General features: G+C 68.7%; 15 protein-coding genes and 1 tRNA gene. 7 read left to right on the top strand and 9 right to left on the bottom strand.

The features are described 5' to 3' along the window. Positions 1–265: 265 nt before the first annotated feature. The 5 genes from DT073_RS12810 to DT073_RS12790 all read right to left on the bottom strand — a co-directional run bounded on the left by DT073_RS12810 (position 266) and on the right by DT073_RS12790 (position 2,768). Positions 266–337, bottom strand: a tRNA-Arg gene (locus DT073_RS12810). A 77-nt stretch (positions 338–414) separates the two neighbouring features. Further along, positions 415–699, bottom strand: a complete 285-nt coding sequence (locus tag DT073_RS12805) for a Fe-S cluster assembly protein HesB (protein ID WP_124293736.1) — start codon at positions 697–699, stop codon at positions 415–417. 235 nt (positions 700–934) lie between these two features. Further along, positions 935–1,486, bottom strand: a complete 552-nt coding sequence (locus DT073_RS12800) for an SOUL family heme-binding protein (RefSeq protein WP_124293735.1) — start codon at positions 1,484–1,486, stop codon at positions 935–937. Positions 1,487–1,532: 46 nt separating this feature from the next. Continuing rightward, positions 1,533–1,880: a histone-like nucleoid-structuring protein Lsr2 gene (locus DT073_RS12795; protein WP_124294518.1), complete on the bottom strand. Its 348-nt coding sequence runs from the start codon at positions 1,878–1,880 to the stop codon at positions 1,533–1,535. Between the two features lie 60 nt (positions 1,881–1,940). Then, on the bottom strand, positions 1,941–2,768 hold the full coding sequence (locus DT073_RS12790) for a LuxR C-terminal-related transcriptional regulator (RefSeq protein ID WP_240638608.1): 828 nt from the start codon (positions 2,766–2,768) through the stop codon (positions 1,941–1,943). A gap of 171 nt (positions 2,769–2,939) precedes the next feature. Here DT073_RS12790 and DT073_RS12785 point away from each other — a divergent pair, with 171 nt between their 5' ends. Together DT073_RS12785 and DT073_RS12780 are read left to right on the top strand one after the other, a co-directional pair. Next, positions 2,940–3,293 (top strand): DUF485 domain-containing protein, encoded by a 354-nt coding sequence (locus tag DT073_RS12785; protein ID WP_124293733.1) that lies wholly within the window; start codon positions 2,940–2,942, stop codon positions 3,291–3,293. After that, positions 3,290–4,921 carry a monocarboxylic acid transporter gene (locus DT073_RS12780; RefSeq protein ID WP_124293732.1) on the top strand — a complete coding sequence of 544 codons (1,632 nt, stop codon included), beginning with the start codon at positions 3,290–3,292 and terminating at the stop codon, positions 4,919–4,921. Before DT073_RS12785 ends, DT073_RS12780 begins: the two co-directional genes overlap by 4 nt. 81 nt (positions 4,922–5,002) lie before the next feature. Here the strand turns inward: DT073_RS12780 and DT073_RS12775 are convergent, their stop codons facing one another. Beyond that, a complete protein-coding gene (locus DT073_RS12775; protein WP_124293731.1) occupies positions 5,003–5,524 on the bottom strand; it encodes a methylated-DNA--[protein]-cysteine S-methyltransferase in 522 nt (173 codons plus the stop codon). A gap of 199 nt (positions 5,525–5,723) precedes the next feature. Here DT073_RS12775 and DT073_RS12770 point away from each other — a divergent pair, with 199 nt between their 5' ends. Both DT073_RS12770 and DT073_RS12765 read left to right on the top strand, forming a co-directional pair. Continuing rightward, on the top strand, positions 5,724–9,422 hold the full coding sequence (locus tag DT073_RS12770; RefSeq protein ID WP_124294517.1) for an ATP-binding protein: 3,699 nt from the start codon (positions 5,724–5,726) through the stop codon (positions 9,420–9,422). 4 nt (positions 9,423–9,426) lie between these two features. After that, positions 9,427–9,621 carry a hypothetical protein gene (locus DT073_RS12765; protein ID WP_124293730.1) on the top strand — a complete coding sequence of 65 codons (195 nt, stop codon included), beginning with the start codon at positions 9,427–9,429 and terminating at the stop codon, positions 9,619–9,621. A 21-nt stretch (positions 9,622–9,642) separates the two neighbouring features. Here the strand turns inward: DT073_RS12765 and mscL are convergent, their stop codons facing one another. From mscL to DT073_RS12750, 3 genes are read right to left on the bottom strand one after another with little or no spacing between them, the layout of a single operon-like run. Next, positions 9,643–10,098, bottom strand: coding sequence for a large conductance mechanosensitive channel protein MscL (gene mscL, locus DT073_RS12760; RefSeq protein WP_124293729.1), 456 nt, complete (start codon positions 10,096–10,098; stop codon positions 9,643–9,645). Between the two features lie 36 nt (positions 10,099–10,134). Further along, the gene (locus tag DT073_RS12755) at positions 10,135–10,434 is read right to left on the bottom strand and encodes an FmdB family zinc ribbon protein (protein ID WP_124293728.1); all 300 of its coding nucleotides are present in this window, start codon (positions 10,432–10,434) and stop codon (positions 10,135–10,137) included. Positions 10,435–10,464: 30 nt separating this feature from the next. Further along, a complete protein-coding gene (locus tag DT073_RS12750; protein WP_124293727.1) occupies positions 10,465–11,061 on the bottom strand; it encodes a 5-formyltetrahydrofolate cyclo-ligase in 597 nt (198 codons plus the stop codon). 91 nt (positions 11,062–11,152) lie between these two features. Between DT073_RS12750 and galU the strand changes: the two genes are divergently transcribed. The 3 genes from galU (at position 11,153) to DT073_RS12735 (ending at position 14,226) form a co-directional block, all read left to right on the top strand. Beyond that, positions 11,153–12,040 (top strand): UTP--glucose-1-phosphate uridylyltransferase GalU, encoded by an 888-nt coding sequence (gene galU, locus DT073_RS12745; protein WP_124293726.1) that lies wholly within the window; start codon positions 11,153–11,155, stop codon positions 12,038–12,040. Positions 12,041–12,078: 38 nt separating this feature from the next. Beyond that, complete coding sequence (locus tag DT073_RS12740) at positions 12,079–12,708, top strand: GNAT family N-acetyltransferase (protein ID WP_124293725.1); 630 nt, start codon at positions 12,079–12,081, stop codon at positions 12,706–12,708. Between the two features lie 141 nt (positions 12,709–12,849). Further along, positions 12,850–14,226 carry an HNH endonuclease gene (locus DT073_RS12735; protein ID WP_124293724.1) on the top strand — a complete coding sequence of 459 codons (1,377 nt, stop codon included), beginning with the start codon at positions 12,850–12,852 and terminating at the stop codon, positions 14,224–14,226. Positions 14,227–14,316 lie beyond the last annotated feature (90 nt).

The following is a 14,316-nucleotide window of genomic DNA, read 5'->3' as shown; positions in this document are numbered from 1 at the left end:
CGGATGACTGTCACCTCGCAGACCCGCTACGCCCGACCGGCGTAACGCCGGAGAGCAGACTGCTCAATCTTCGACGAGGCACAGGACGCCGGAAATGCTCGATCTCGTCGTTCTGAGACGTCGAACGACGGTCCGTGAAGGGCGTCAAACCCTGCGTCGGTGTCGGCTCACAGGTTCCTCAAAATGCCGCCAAGAGGCGGCCAAGAACGCAATCTGCGTGGTCTGACCACAGAAAGAAGTCCTGATCAGAGCTAAAAAAAGACTGTGCCCCTGGAGGGACTCGAACCCCCAACCGTTTGCTTAGGACGCAACTGCTCTTCCATTGAGCTACAGAGGCTGGCGGATCGAGTCTATCCGCCGACGACGAGGGCCCCGGTGCGTGTGCACCGAGGCCCGCCGTCAAACTTCAGGTCGTTACGCCTGCGCCGCGAGGGCGAAGCGCACCGAGCCGTCCTCGTTCATCTGCGCGTCGAGGACCTGGTCGTCCAGCGCCGCCTGCGCGGTGCTGTCGAGGAAGACGCGAGCGCCGTCCGCTTCGACAACGGCGTCCGCAGGCTCGGGCTGCGGGGCCAGGGTCAGTTCGAAGCCGGCGGTGGGTGCCTCGGCTCCACGGATGCGGATACCTGCGGCCTGGACGTCGGGGGTGCCTGCGACCACAGCCTTGACGGCGGTGGCGGCGTTCTCGGTGAGAGTGAGCATGTGCTTCTCCTTCCGTGGTGGAGTCAGCCACGCTTCCGAGAATCACGCTCGATCGCAAGCGAGAGCGCCGACACCCAGGGTTCTCTGACGGAACACTCACGGAACACGGAAGCGGAGCCAACCCGCCGACTCCGCCGACCGCGGCCGCCATATCGCCGAGCCCCTGACACCAACGCCCCGCGTGGACGGTGCCGACGGACATCTTCGAGCTCTGCCGCTGAGCGCCTGACGACGCTCAGGCCGCAACGTCGACCAGCACCTCGTTGCGTCGCAAGAACCACGGGGTGAACGGGGGATCGAACCGGGCGAAGCGCGGTTCGCCGACCACGTCGAGGCCGGCGGCGGACAGGCGCCCGAGCAACTCGTCGCGGTGGGTGCGCCGGGACTGCTCCGTCCACCGCCCCGAGAAGCGGGTGGCGGCGACGAGCTGCTCAGGGACCGTGCGCAGGGTCACCTCGGGGTGGGTCGGCACCGGCGCATCGACCTCACGCATCGCCGCCGGGAGCACGAAGGCCACGACGAATGCACCGTCGCCACCGGACTGCACTACCGGTGCGGTCATCGGGATCTTCTGTGCCGACTGCACGACCGGCGCCGTCATCGCAATGGACTCTCGGCGGGTGTTCTGCCCTTTGATGTAGCCGGCGAGCAACGCGAAGGCGCGGTTCGCGGCGTTCTCGAACGCCGCTCCCCGCACCGTCGTCTCCACGACGACGTGCGCGGGATAGCGGCGCAGTTGCCAGCCGTCCTCGTCGCGCACGACCTCGTACGGTTGCTGTTCGGTCACGCCGCGAGGCTACGCCTGATCCAGTGCGAAAACCTCGAGCACGTGGCTAATTCGCGGCTTCGTACGCCTCCATGACCGATGCCGGAATGCGGCCTCGCTCCGACACCGACATTCCGCGTTCCTTCGCCCACTGACGAACGGCGGTGTAGTCCGCCTGTCCGGTGCGGCGACGCTTGCGGGATGCCGCGGATTCGGCCTGTCGACCGGTCGACACCGAGCGCGCGGCATCCACATATCGCGACAATGCGTTACGGAATTCGGCGGCGTTATCGACGGTGAGGTCGATCTCATACGCGACGCCGTCGAGAGAGAAGAGAACGGTTTCACCTTCGCCGACTTCGAGGACGGTTCCGTCCAGATCGTCGACGAGTTGATGCACAATTTTTCGGGCCATGGTCACACATTATGGGGTGCCCAAGACGCGAAAGGCGCGGCACCGCAGAATTTCGGTTTTTCAGGGGAGAAGGCCCGCACGACGCGCTTGCATCACCGCGGCATGGCGGGTCGAGACATCCAGTTTCGCCATCGCCGATTTCAAATACGACTTCACCGTCGCTTCGCGAAGTCCCAGGGTGTCGCCGATCTCGGCGTTCGTCTCTCCGAGGGCGGCTCGGGCGAGGACATCCGTTTCCCTGGGGGAGAGATGGATGTCGCCGATCGCCGGGTGGGGCTCATCGTGCGAGAGGGCGGCCAGCCGCTGCTCGACGCGCGCTAAGCGCTGGCGCAACCCGTCGTCATCCACTCCTGCGGCGATGCTGCGCAGCTCGGCGTAGCTCTCCCGCAGCTCTTCGCGCGCGGCGGCCGGCATCGCGGCCGCGGGAAGCTGCAACGGGGTGAAGGTCTCCAGTCGCCGCGCCACCTCGTCGCGGACGCGGAGCTCGGTCGCGAGTTCTTCGGCAACCTGAAAGGCGGGGCGGGCGATGACGTCGCCGACGCGGCGTTCGCCCCACGATCCGCAGTAGATGACGCCGCGCGGTTTGCCTGACACGAGGACCGGCACCGCGAACAGCGTGGCGATGCCCTCGCCGAGGATCGCGCGGTCGTAGTCGTGCGTGATGCTGCGCGACGTGCGGTAATCCAGGGCGAGCCGGGGTCGCTTCTCCACATAAGCGCGGCCGCCCAGCCCCTTCATCGGGTGGACGACAAGTCCCTCGAGGTAGCGCGTGCGGGCACCGGAGATGGACGACACATGGATCGCGTCGTCTCGCGAGAGGCCGCCGAAGGCAACGGGGAAGCCGGTGCGGCGAGTCAGATCTCCCACCGCACGGGAGACGAGTTGCACGTCGCTCGGAGCGTTCGACGAACCGACCACGAACTACCTACTTCCGGGGGTGACGGCTGCGTCGCCGCCTTTCGTAGCGTCGACCATAGCAGGCGCTCTCCGACGACGGCGGGCGTCTTCAGTTCGGGACCGGCGCGACGCGCGCCCAGGGATTGTGTGCAAGGAGGCCACATGTCCGATCGACGCACCGAATCCGCCCCGCCGGGTGGAATCGACTACATCGCGGTGGAGGAATCACCGCGTTTCGTTGAATTGAAGAGGCGGCAACGCAGCTTCATCTTCCCCTTCGCCATCGCCTTCCTCGTCTGGTACTTCGCCTACGTGCTGCTGTCGTCTTTCGCGGTGGACTTCATGTCGCAGCGCGTGTGGGGTGACATCACCGTCGGCCTGCTCCTCGGGCTCGGACAATTCGTCACCACCTTCGGCATCACGATGCTTTATGTGTCGTTCGCGAACAGGAAGCTGGACCCCATCGCCGAGGAGATCCGCGAAGAACTCGAGCAGCGAGAGGCGGCCGGCGCATGAACGACTTCTTCGCCTCCGTCGGGTCGGCGGTCAGCGCGGCGGTGGACACCGCCGAGAACAATCCGATCCTGAACATCTCGATCTTCGGGGCCTTCGTCGCGGTGACGCTGTTCATCGTCATCCGCGCCAGTAGGAACAACAAGACCGCCGCGGACTATTACGCCGCCGGTCGGTCTTTCACCGGGCCGCAGAACGGGTTCGCCATCTCGGGCGACTATCTCTCCGCAGCATCCTTCCTGGGCATCTGCGGCGCGATCGCCATCAACGGATACGACGGCTTCCTTTACTCCATCGGATTCCTCGTCGCGTGGCTCGTCGCGCTTCTGCTGGTCGCCGAGCTCATGCGCAACACGGGCAAATTCACGATGGCCGACGTCCTCTCCTTCCGACTGAAGGAGCGCCCCGTGCGCATGGCGGCGGCGATCACGACGCTCGCGGTGTGCTTCTTCTATCTGCTGGCGCAGATGGCCGGGGCGGGCGGACTGGTGGCCCTGCTCCTCGGCATCACCGAAACGGTGGGTCAGTCGATCGTCGTGGCTGTCGTCGGCGTCATCATGATCGTCTACGTGCTGGTGGGCGGCATGAAGGGCACCACCTGGGTGCAGATCGTCAAGGCGTTCCTGCTCATCGGCGGTGCGCTGATCATGACCATCTGGGTGCTCGCGATCAACGGCTTCAGCCTGAACACGCTGCTCGAGAACGCCGTGGCCGCATCGGTCACCGAGCCCGCCGATGCGATCCTCGGGCCGGGCCTGCAGTACGGCGGCAACCCGTGGGACTTCATCTCCCTCGCGATCGCCCTCGTGCTCGGCACCGCGGGCCTACCGCACGTGCTGATGCGCTTTTACACGGTGCCGACGGCCAAGGAAGCCCGTCGCTCGGTGGTCTGGGCGATCTGGCTGATCGGCCTGTTCTACCTGCTCACCCTCGTGCTGGGTTATGGCGCTGCGGCGCTCGTCGGCCCGGAGCGGATCGCCTCGGCACCCGGCGGGGTCAACTCGGCCGCGCCGCTCCTCGCGCTCGAGCTCGGCGGCCCGCTGCTGCTCGGCTTCATCAGCGCGGTCGCGTTCGCGACGATCCTCGCGGTGGTCGCGGGGCTCACCATCACCGCGGCGGCGTCGTTCGCGCACGACATCTATGCCAACGTGGTGAAGAAGGGCAACGTGCCGCCCGACGGTGAGGTGAAGGTCGCCCGGCGCACCGTCATCGTGATCGGCATCCTCGCCATCCTCGGCGGCATCGCGGTGCAGGGTCAGAACGTCGCGTTCCTGGTGGCGCTGGCCTTCGCGGTGGCGGCATCGGCCAACCTCCCGACCATCCTGTACTCGCTGTTCTGGCGGAACTTCACCACGCGCGGCGCGGTGTGGAGCATGTACGGGGGCCTCGCCGCCGCGATCATCCTGATCGTGCTCTCGCCCGTCTTCTGGGGATCGGAGACGAGCGTGTTCAAGGTGGGCACCGCCATCTGGCCGCTGAACAACCCCGGGATCGTCTCGATCCCGCTCGGGTTCTTCCTCGGCTGGCTGGGATCGGTCACCTCGCGCGGTGGGGAGAACCGCACGAAGGCGGCCGAGATGGAGGTGCGCTCGCTGACCGGCTTCGGTGCCGAGAAGGCGACGAACCACTAGGGCGTCTTCGATCCGGATGCCACGGCGCAGCGGCCCCGCGGAGAGGAAACTCCCGCGGGGCCGCTGCGCGCGACCGGCGGCCTACACGCCTGTCGCGCGCTCGAGGTCGACGAGGAACCGCTTCACCTCGGGATGGCCGCCGTACTCGCCGAGCGACCCGTCGGCCCGCACCACCCGGTGCACCGGGATGACGATGGAGAAGGGCGTGTGGGCGCAGGCGGTGCCGACCGCCCGTGCCGCGCCGGGGCTTCCCGCCGCGATCGCCACCTCGCCGTATCCGGCGGTCTCGCCGTAGGGGATCTGCCGGATCGCCTCCAGCGCGAGCCGGGTGAAGCCCGTCGTCGCACCGAGGTCGAGAGGGAGGTCGAAGTCCCGGCGCTCTCGGGCGAAGTACTCGTCCAGCTGATCGGCCGCACGGCGGGCGAGCGGATGCGCGGGACCGGGCTCCACATCGCCGTATCGGCGGGCGAGGCCCTCGAGCTCGGGCTCTGCCGGCCCGTGGATCGGATGAACCGTGAGCAGGGCGTCGTCGCGCGCGACGATCAGCACCTCGCCGACGGGGGAGGGGTGCAGGAGGAACCGAGGGGCGAGGGCGGCGATCATGACGACATCCTCGCCCGTCACGCCCGCGCCCGCGGGTGCCGGCGCGTCATCTGTGAGCGATCGGTCACCGGGGGCGCCTGTGCAGGAAAGGCCGATCACTCGGCGTGTCGTCAATACCGCGAAAACCCGCCCCGCCTAACCGCGCCTGACCGGGCGGGCGCTTAGTGTGGCTGACGTGTGGCGAGTCGAGTCCGATGTCATGGAGAACCGGGGAGGAACCGTGTCCGGTCCGGCCGTGAACCCCGGCGACCTCGGTCTTTCAGAGCCCGGTGTCACGGTCGCGCATATCGCCGACCCCGTGCGGGAGACCCTGCGCCGCCAAGCGTCGCAGCTGGGCGGACGATCGACCCTGCTGCACTACAGCGACTCCCGCGAGGAGGGTATCGAGATCACGGGGGCCCACCCCGGGAGCCTCCCGCAGTTCATCACGGGGCGCTCGACACTGCTCTCGGGCCTGTTCCGTGACGAGGTCGCGTTGCGGAACGCCCGGCTCGCCGCCGAGCGCATCACCGCGAAGAACGTCGAACTGCGCACGTCGCGGGGAATCGACGCCGTGCACCTCGCGGTGGGCCTCGCCTCCTGGCGACTGGGTGGGCTCGCGTGCACCGCACCGGTGCTCTTGCGCCCGCTCGCCATCCGGCGGCACCACTCCGACTTCGAGTTGAAGCTCCGCGGCTCGTTCCACGTCAACCCCGAGCTCATCCGGGCGCTCAAGACCCACTTCGGCATCACCGTCGATGCGCGGGCGCTCGCCGCACTCGCCTACGACGGAGGCGTCTTCAAGCCCCAGCCGGTCATCGACCACCTTCGGGCCCTCACCGCCTCGCTGCCGAACGTCGCCGTGCAGCCCCGACTGGTGGTGTCGACCTTCGCCGACGTCGCCTCGGTGATGTCGCGCGACGCCGCCCACCTCGATCACCCCGTGCTCAACGCCTTGGCGGGGCATCCTGCCGATCGCGAACGGGTGATGCACCGTCGCGAGATCCCCTCGATCCTCCCCGCCGATGAACGTCCCCCCGCCGCCGACGCCCTGCTTCTCGATGCCGACGCCGAGCAGGAGGGCGTGCTCGCGCGGATCGCGTCGGGCCAGTCGCTGGTCGTGCACACACTCCCCGGTACCGGCGGAACCCAGACGGTCATCAACGCCGTCGGCTCGCTCGTTCGCGAGGGGCGCCGCGTGCTGGTCGTGAGCGCTCGCCGTGCCACGCTCGAGGGCGTTCGCCACCGCCTCGCGGGGGTGGGCCTGCCGGGCCTCACCGTCTCGCCCCGCCACGTGCGTCGCGACCTGATCCGCGCGATCGGGCGCAATGAGAAGGCCGAGAAGCCGGCCGTCGCCGAGGTCGATGACGCCCTCGTGCGGCTGCGGACCGTGCTGCGCGACTACCGTCACGCCCTCACCACCACGCACTCCGACCTCGGCGTCTGCACCCTCGACGTGCTGCGCCGGCTCGCCGAGCTCTCGGCACTCGAGCCCACCCCGTCGACCGCCGCACGATTCGACGTGAGCACGCTCATCCGCCTGGCCGGGAAACGCCGAGAGGCTGCGACGAAGCTCGCCACCGCCGCGCGGCTGGGTGAATTCCGGTTCGGCCCGCACGACTCGCCGTGGTTCGGCGTCTCGTTCGCCACCACCGCCGAAGCCCGTCGTGCTCATGGCCTCGCCGCCCGCCTGCATCGCGCCGACGTGCCGGCCCTCCTCGAGCGCGGATACGCCATGGTCGGGCAGACCCATATGCGCCCGTTCCAGAGTGTCGCCGAACTCGGGGTGCAGCTGCGGCTGCTGTCGGGCATCCGCGATTCGCTCGACCGGTTCAGCCCGACCGTGTTCGAGCGACCGCTCGGCGAGCTCATCCAGGCCCACGGTCCGCGACGCGATGCGGCATCGATGAATGCGGCCAATCGCCGCCGACTCAAGCGGCTCTCGCGGGAGTACATCCGGCCCGGAGTGCACATCGTCGACATGCACGAGGCTCTGCTGCGCGTGCAGCAGCAGCGCACCGAATGGCACCGCTACGTCGAGGCCGGCGTCATCCCCGAGGTACCCTTCGGGCTGGCCGACGTCCAGGTCGCGTGGCAGCGTGTCGACGCCGACCTGGCGGAGCTTGATGAGGTGCTCGGGCGCACGGGTGCCGACGCGCTCGCGTCGATCCCGGTGTCGCAGCTGGTGCGCACCCTCGCCGAGCTCGCCGCCGAGTCGGATGTCTTCGACAACCTCGTCGAGCGGGCGACCCTGCGTTCGGAGCTGGCCGGGCTCGGCCTCGAGCCGCTCCTCACCGAGCTGTCGGTGCGCCACGTTCCCGAGCAGCAGGTCGGCGCCGAGCTCGAATGGGCCTGGTGGCAGTCGGCGCTGGAGTACCTGCTGCGCACCGACCGCGCGCTCCTCGGCGCCAACACGGCGGTCGTGGATCGCCTCGAGCGCGACTTCCGCCTCGTCGACGAGGCGCACACCGGCGCGTCCGGCCCGCTCCTCGCTTCGCAGCTGGCTACCCAGTGGCGCATCGGCATCGTCGACGAAGCCGATGAGGCCGCGGCGCTCCGCACCGCCCTGAAGTCGGGTGACATCAGCCCCGCTCAGTTCCTCGAGGCCGCTCCCACCCTCTCCCGCGCCCTCGCGCCGGTGTGGCTGGCCTCGCCCTATGACGTGCCTCTGATTCCCGACACCCTCCGGTTCGACGTGGTGATCATCGCGGATGCCGGGGCGCTCTGTCTCGCCGAGGCGACGCCCGCGCTGCGGCGCGGTGGGCAGCTGGTGATCTTCGGTGACCCGGTGACGCAGAAGCCCACGCCGTTCCGCGTGGCGTCGGCCATACCGACCGACGACCCCGATGCGCCTGACGAGCCGTTCGATGAGGAGAGCGTGTTCGTGCGGCTCTCCGAGCTGTTCCCCGTCGAGACGCTCACCCGCAGCTACCGCGCCGGGGGAGAAGACCTCGCGGCGCTCGTCAACGACGCCTTCTACGGCGGCGAGATCGTGTCGCTGCCCTGGGCTGGGTCGTACCTCGGTCGCGGAAGTCTCAGCGTCGACTACGTCGAAGGCGGCACGGGCGCTCCCGACCCGATCAGCGGCGCCGTCGAAAGCCCCGACGCCGAGGTGGCGCGCGTGGTCACCCTGGTGGTCGAGCACGCGGTCAACCGCGCGTCGGAGTCGTTGATGGTCGTCACCGCCTCGCGGCGTCACGCCGAGCGCATCCGCGCGGCGGTCGGCGCGGCGTTCGCCGGACGAGCCGATGTGGCGGACTTCGTCGGCCGTGACACCGCCGAGCCGTTCGCCGTGCTCAGCCTCGAGGAGTCGGTGGCCGAGAGCCGCGATCGGGTCATCTTCTCGCTCGGGTTCGGCCTCACCAAACACGGTCGCGTGCTCAGCGACTTCGGCGACCTCTCGACCCCCGACGGCGAGCGTCTGCTCACGGTCGGGATGACCCGGGCACGCCGGTCGATGGTGATCGTGTCGTCGATCCGTCCCTCCGCGTTCGACGAGGGACGTCTCGAGCACGGGGCGGCCACCCTCATGGGCATCCTCGGCGGCATCGCCGCCCGCTCGCGCGAAGCGCGCTTGGAAGACCTCGCCGACCCCCTCACCCGGTCGCTGGCGCGCGAACTCCGCCGCCTCGGCGTCTCGGTCGACGTGCAGTACCGGGGGCTTCTGCCCCTCGTCGCCCAGTACAACGGCAAGGCGGTCGTCGCCGAGACCGATCCCGAGACGCGCGGCGAGTCGCTGCGCGAGGCGCTGCGCCTTCGCCCGCAGATCCTGCGGCGCCTCGGCTGGCACTACGTGCGCGTGCACTCGTTCGACCTCTACAGCGATCCGGCCGGGGTCGCCGCCCGGATTGCCGAGCTGCTCGGTGCACCGACGGTCACCGCCGACCCCGACACGCAGCCGGTCGATTTCATCGAGTGATGCCGTGAGCGAGGACGAACCCCGCCAGCGCATCGAAAGGGTTCCAGGCTCGCGTCGCGCGCGGCTGACCCCTGCGCCCGATACGGTGGCCGAGCCCGCGGCCGTCGACGATCGCGACGACGCCGCCGAGGCGGCATCCGATGGTCTTTCCGGGCCGAATGACGAACGGATGCGGCGCGAGAAGCCGCCCCACTACTGAGGGGCGCCCGCGGCGAAGCCGCTACGGCGTCGGGGGAGTGGTGCGCGAGGCGCCGGCGCCGGCGCCCGGCTGCGCCGCAAGCAGGTCGCGGATCTGCATGAGCAGCTCCTGCTCGGTCGGCACGGGGTCGGCTGCGGCCTCGGTCGCCGCGCCCGCACGTGCTTCCTGGCGCTTCTTCCAGTGGTTCATCGGCATGACGAAGACGAAATAGACCACGGTGGCGACGGCGAGGAAGTTGATCACCGCGGCGATGATGGCGCCGAAGGAGAAGACGGACTCGCCCCCGAACAACGTCGGAACCCGCAGAACAAGCGCGTCGTTCAGATTGCCGGTCTGGAAGATCAGCCCGATCAACGGGTTGATGAAGGCTGTGACCAGGATGTTCACGATGCCGGTGAATGCGGCGCCGATGACGACGGCGACGGCCAGATCGATCACATTCCCGCGGAGGATGAACTCCTTGAAGCCTTTGATCATCGATGGTGCCTTCCGACCTCGCCGGCTGCCGCCGGACTACGAACCGCTGGACGCGGGCGAGGCCTTCGCCTCGGACTTCGATGATGGCGAAGAGCCGGTCGAATCGCCACCGGAACTCGCCGGTGCGCTCTCACTCTTCTTGGACTCTCCGCCGCCTCCGGCCCGAGAGTCGGTGCGGTAGAAGCCCGAACCATTGAAGGTGACGCCGATCGAGCCGTATTCCTTGCGCAGCGGCCCGTCGCACTCGGGGCAGGTCGTCAAGGCCGGGTCGGCGAAGGACTGCACGGCGTCGAAGCGGTGCCCGCACTGCTTGCAGGCATAGGCGTAGGTGGGCATGTCGGTGTCTTTCGTCGAGGGTGCGCCGCGTCAGCGTCGGGTTGTCGCGAGATCGATGGTACGCGTCGGGGTGACCACGCCCGACACCGGCTGGTCGTGCACGTCGCGCGGCACCTCGTCGAGCAGCTCGGTGTCGTAGATCACGGCGTAGACCGGGGGGCATCGCTCCATCGACCCGATCGTCTTGTCGAAGAAGCCTCGTCCCCAGCCGAGGCGCGTGCCGTCCTGCCCGACAGCGGCGGCGGGGATGACGAGAAGGTCGACGTCGTTCACCGCGATGGGGCCGAGCACGTCGCCGACCGGTTCGGGCAGGCCGTACATCCCCTCGGTGATGTCGAGGTCGGGGGTGGCGACCGACCAGTCGAGCAGTCCGTCGGTGCGGGTGATGGGAAGAAGCACCCGGATGCCGCGGCGGACCGCCTCGGAGACGAAGCGTCGCGTGCCCGGCTCGGTCGTGGTGGAGAGGAAGCACGACATCGAGCTCACGCCGAAGCGTTCGACCAGGGCGTCCAGCTGGGCCGTGATGCCCTGTTCCGCGGTTTCCCGGGCCGTCGACGACATCAGGTTCCGGCGCTCGCGCAGGTCAGCGCGGAGCGCTCGTTTGGCGTCGGCGATCGCGTCTGACATGGGTCGATCTTAGGCGGACGGCTCGCGCGGATCCCGGCGGTCGGGCGCGGTGAGTGCTTTCCCGAAACATCGACCCCCTACAATCGGGGGCGTGCCTCGTAGCTCTTTCAAAGCCGTGATCCCCGCCGCCGGACTCGGAACGCGTTTCCTGCCCGCCACCAAGGCCATGCCCAAGGAGATGCTCCCCGTCGTCGACAAGCCGGCGATCCAGTACGTCGTGGAGGAGGCCACCGCCGCCGGTATCGACGACGTGCTGATCATCATCGGCCGGAACAAGAACAACCTCTCGAACCACTTCGACTCCGTTCCCGAGCTGGAATCCACGCTCGAGCGCAAGGGCGATCACTCCAAGCTCGCGAAGGTGCAGCACTCCAGCGACCTCGCCGACATCCACTTCGTGCGTCAGGGCGAGCCGAAGGGTCTCGGTCACGCCGTTCTGCGCGCCCGCGCCCACGTCGGCGACCACCCGTTCGCCGTGCTGCTGGGCGATGACCTCATCGACGAGCGCGACCCTCTGCTGACCACGATGCTCGAGGAGCACACCAAGCGGGGCGCGGCGATCGTCGCGCTCATGGAGGTCGACCCCGACTCGATCCACCTCTACGGCGCGGCCGCGGTCGAAGCCACCGACGACGACGGCGTCGTGAAGGTCACGGGCCTCGTCGAGAAGCCCGCGAAGGAGGACGCCCCGTCCAATCTCGCGATCATCGGGCGCTACGTGCTGTCGCCGTCGGTGTTCGACATCCTCGAGCGCACCGAGCCCGGCAAGGGCGGCGAGATCCAGCTGACCGACGCCCTCCAGGAGATGGCCGCCGACCCCGACGGGCCCGGCGTGTACGGCGTGGTGTTCCGCGGCCGGCGCTACGACACCGGCGATAGAGTGGATTACATCAAGGCCATCGTGCAGCTCGCCGCCGACCGAGAGGACCTCGGTCCGGAGCTGCGTCCCTGGTTCAAGGAGTTCGCGGCGAAGCTGTGACCTGACACACGGCATCATCGCCGTAGCGAGGGGGGTGTGTGGACCTGTCAGCCCCTCGTCACCACGGCCCGATCGCGATCAGGCTCATCCGCCAGCGCGATGCGCGGGTCGTGCAGAACGAGCTGTTGACCAATCGGTCATGGCTTCGCCCGTGGGAGGCCACCAGCCCCGACGGTCCGGTGTCGTTCGACATGCGCGCGGGCATCCGCCGTCTGCTGCAGCAGTACCGTGACGGCGCCGGCATCCCCTTCGTCATGGAGTACAACGGCGAGATCGCCGGACAGCTGAATGTGTGGGGGATCGCGCGGGGGTCTCTGGCGACCGCCACCATCGGGTACTGGGTGAGCGAGCGGTTCGCGGGACGCGGGATCACGCCCACCGCTGTGGCGCTGGCGACTGACGTGTGCTTCACGGAGGCGCGGCTGCACCGGATGGAGATCTGCATCCGGCCCGAGAATCGGGCGAGTCTGCGCGTGGTGGAGAAACTCGGGTTCCGCTACGAGGGTCTCAGGCGCCGGTACATCCACATCGACGGGGACTGGCGCGATCACTACTGCTTCGCGCTGGTGCGCGAGGACGTTCCCGGGGGAGTGCTTGCCCGGTGGCTCGAAGGGCGTGTTCCGCAGGATGCGGCGACGATTCCGCCCGCGGACCGACTTCACGCCTGACCCGGATCGCCTGTGGTTCGTGCCGCCTGCGCCCACGGCGTGCGTGGTGTCCCGATGCCACCCCTGCCGTCAGCGATCTGCTTCAACCTGTGATTCAAGGTTTCGAGGTCGAATGTCGGAGGGTGGTGCCATGATTCATACATGCGTTCGAACCCGCGGCTCACTCTCCTCAGTGACGAGGACCGGTCTGAGCTGACGGGGATCCTCGGTGAGGTAGAGGCCGCGCAGGTCGCGTTGGCGGCGGCGGAGGCCGCGCAGGCACGGGTGTTGGCTGCGGCGGGGGCGTTCGCGGCGCGGCTGGCGGAGGGGTCGTCGGCGGTGGTGCGGGATCGGGATATGGCGTTGCGGGGTGTGGCGGCGGAGATCGCCGCGGCGGTGCGGTTGTCGGATCGGTCGGTGCAGCGCCAGATCGACACCGCGTACGCGCTGGTGAACGACTACCCGGCGACGGTGCACTGCTGGGAGAAGGGGCTGATCACGCGGGCGCATGTCGCGGTGGTGGAGGATGTCGGGCGGCGCCTGCCGCCGGAGGTGACGGGGGAGTTCGATCAGCTCGCGGCGGAGATCTGCCTGGACGAGACGCCGGGTCGTGCGCGTGCGGATCTGGAGATCCTCGCGGAACGGATGCACCCGCGGACTCTGACGGAGCGGCATGCGGGGGCGTTTCGGGAGCGGAGGATCGTCCGGTACAGCCTCGGGGAGGGGATGTCGGAGTTGCGGTCGGTGCATTCCACGGTGCTGGTGGAGGGGATCTTCCAGCGGGTCACTGATCAGGCGAACGAGGTCATCGCCTCTCGGGAACCGGGATCGGGTGACACCCGGTCTCTGGACGAGGTCCGTGCCGACGTGTTCGCCGACATGCTCCTCACCTCCGCCCCGAGCCTTGAGCCGACCGGTTGCGGCGACAGCGCCGGTGGGCTGGGGGCGATCACCGCGAAAGTGCAGGTCGTGATCCCCGTGATGGCTCTCATGGGGCAGAGCGATGTCCCGTGCGATCTCGCCGGGGTGGGACCGATCGACGCTGAGACGGCACGACTGCTCGCGGGGAACAGCGACGGGGTGTGGGAGCGGCTGCTCGTCCATCCGGTGACGGGGTTGACGATGGCAGTGGACCAGTACCGCCCGACTGGGGCGATGGTCCTGTTCCTGAAGGGCCGCGACAAGCACTGCCGGTGGCCGGGGTGCCGGATGCCCGCCCGCACATGCGAGGTCGACCACAATCACGACGCCGCCCTCGGCGGGAGAACCGAGATCTGCAACCTCTGCTGCCTGTGCCAACGACACCACAGCATGAAACAGTTCACCGCCTGGAAGGTGAAACAACTCGACGGCGGGGTCATCGAGTGGACCTCCCCCACAGGGCGGGTCTACACCGACAACCCACCGGGCCATGGGGTGCATTTCTCACCGGAGGAGGACGTCCCCGACGACCTGTGGGTGAAATGGACCACCTTCACCGGCGAATTCCGGATCACCGACGAACCCGCCGACGACCCCCACGAACCCGCACCCTTCTGAGGTCGAACCGGCGCGGCAGGAGCATTCTTCGTGCGCAGCCGCATGAGACACCGCGACACGCACCGCCTTGCCGGGCCGGGGTGCCGGTGT

This window comes from Microbacterium sp. ABRD28 (assembly GCF_003850245.1).
Taxonomy (GTDB): domain Bacteria; phylum Actinomycetota; class Actinomycetes; order Actinomycetales; family Microbacteriaceae; genus Microbacterium.
Note: the sequence above shows the minus strand (reverse complement) of the source record. Positions and strands in the feature narration are given on the sequence as shown.